Source organism: Microbacterium sp. NPDC076895 (assembly GCF_040687115.1).
GTDB lineage: Bacteria > Actinomycetota > Actinomycetes > Actinomycetales > Microbacteriaceae > Microbacterium.
In genome coordinates this window covers 1-1,495 of sequence record NZ_JBFBMQ010000033.1, presented here as the reverse complement: position 1 = coordinate 1,495, position 1,495 = coordinate 1, and the positions used below count along the sequence as shown (strand labels likewise).

The window sequence follows — 1,495 nt, the reverse complement described above, 5'->3', positions numbered from 1 at the left end:
CTAGACGATATGAGCCTTCGGTCCTCTTGAGGCTGGGGCCTCGATTCGCGTAAGCGTGGGTTGCCAGCCTGTGGGGGCTGGCCTATCCGACAGGCGAATGGAGGCCCCAGTTGAGTTCTCAGCGTACGAGCGTCGGGCTGGATGTGCACGCGCGGAGCGTGGTCGCAGCCGCGATCGATGAGCGGACCGGTGAGGTGATCCGGCGACGATTCGGGTACGACCCTGCCGGCGTCGTGGCCTGGGTGCGCTCCTTGCCGCAGCCGACGACGGTGACCTACGAGGCCGGTCCGACGGGGTTCGCGTTGGCGCGGCTCTTCGAGGCGGCAGGGGTCATGTGCCTGGTCGCGGCGCCGTCGAAGCTGCAACGACCGACCGGTGACCGGGTCAAGACGGACGCGCGGGACGCGTTGCATCTGGCGCGGCTGCTGCGGCTGGACGAGATCGTCGCGGTCCGGGTGCCATCGATCGAGCAAGAGACCGCGCGAGATCTGGTCCGCGCCCGTGAGGACAATCGCGGCGAGCTGATGGCTGCGCGGCACCGGCTCTCGAAGCTGTTGCTGCGACACGGGATCATCTACGACGGCAAAGCGTGGACGGGTGCGCACGACGCATGGTTGCGCCGACACCGATTCGAGCATCCTGGCCTGCAGGCTGCGTTCGACGCGGACTACGAAGCCGTCCAGCAAGTTGGAGCCCGCAAGGATCGCCTGGACAAGCTGATCGAGCAGATGGCGGCCAGCAGCGAGTATTCGGGCACGGTGCGGCGGCTGGGCTGCTTGCGCGGGATCTCCACGCTGACCGCGTTCGCGTTGGCGGTCGAGATCGGCGACTGGGACAGATTCACCGGGTCAACGATCGGCGCGTTCCTCGGGCTGGTGCCGTCCGAGTTCTCTTCCGGGCAGTCTCGGGTGCAGGGCTCGATCACCAAGACCGGAAACACCCACGCCCGCCGTCTGCTCGTCGAAGCGGCCTGGCATCACCGCAAACCGTATCGTCCGGGCGCGGTCATGCAGACCCGATGGGCCCAAGCCCCCGGCATCGCCGTCGCTCGCGGCGATGCCGGCAACCATCGGCTGCATCGAAAGTGGCAACAGTTCACCACCCGCAAGAAGCGTCCCGTGATCGCGAACGTCGCCGTCGCCCGCGAACTCGCAGGCTGGTGCTGGTCCTTGGCCGTCATGCCCGACTGACAGCCGACCCGACCGGTCGGTGGCGGCCACGACGACGATGACGGCACCGCGAGGAGCGACCCGCGATACAGCTATGAGCAGCCCACCAGGCGACGCTCGACTCTAGACAAGCGGTCCCGCTCCAGCCGAAAAGCACGTCCTGCGGTAACCAACCCGCGCATATCAGTCTGACCGCGCGTCGCCAACGACACGCTCGTCACCCTCGAACGTGACACCGCCGACCCAACGAAAGAGCACCCGGAGCTCGATCACTCCGGGTGCTCTTTCCCCTGCCACTTGACAAGGATCAGTCACATATCAGCTGT

Annotated in this window: 1 protein-coding gene; it reads left to right on the top strand. The window is 66.8% G+C overall.

The genetic code is table 11. From position 1 onward, the window contains the following. The first annotated feature begins 143 nt into the window (after positions 1-143). On the top strand, positions 144-1,190 hold the full coding sequence (locus AB0O89_RS15025; protein ID WP_363499278.1) for an IS110 family transposase: 1,047 nt from the start codon (positions 144-146) through the stop codon (positions 1,188-1,190). Positions 1,191-1,495 lie beyond the last annotated feature (305 nt).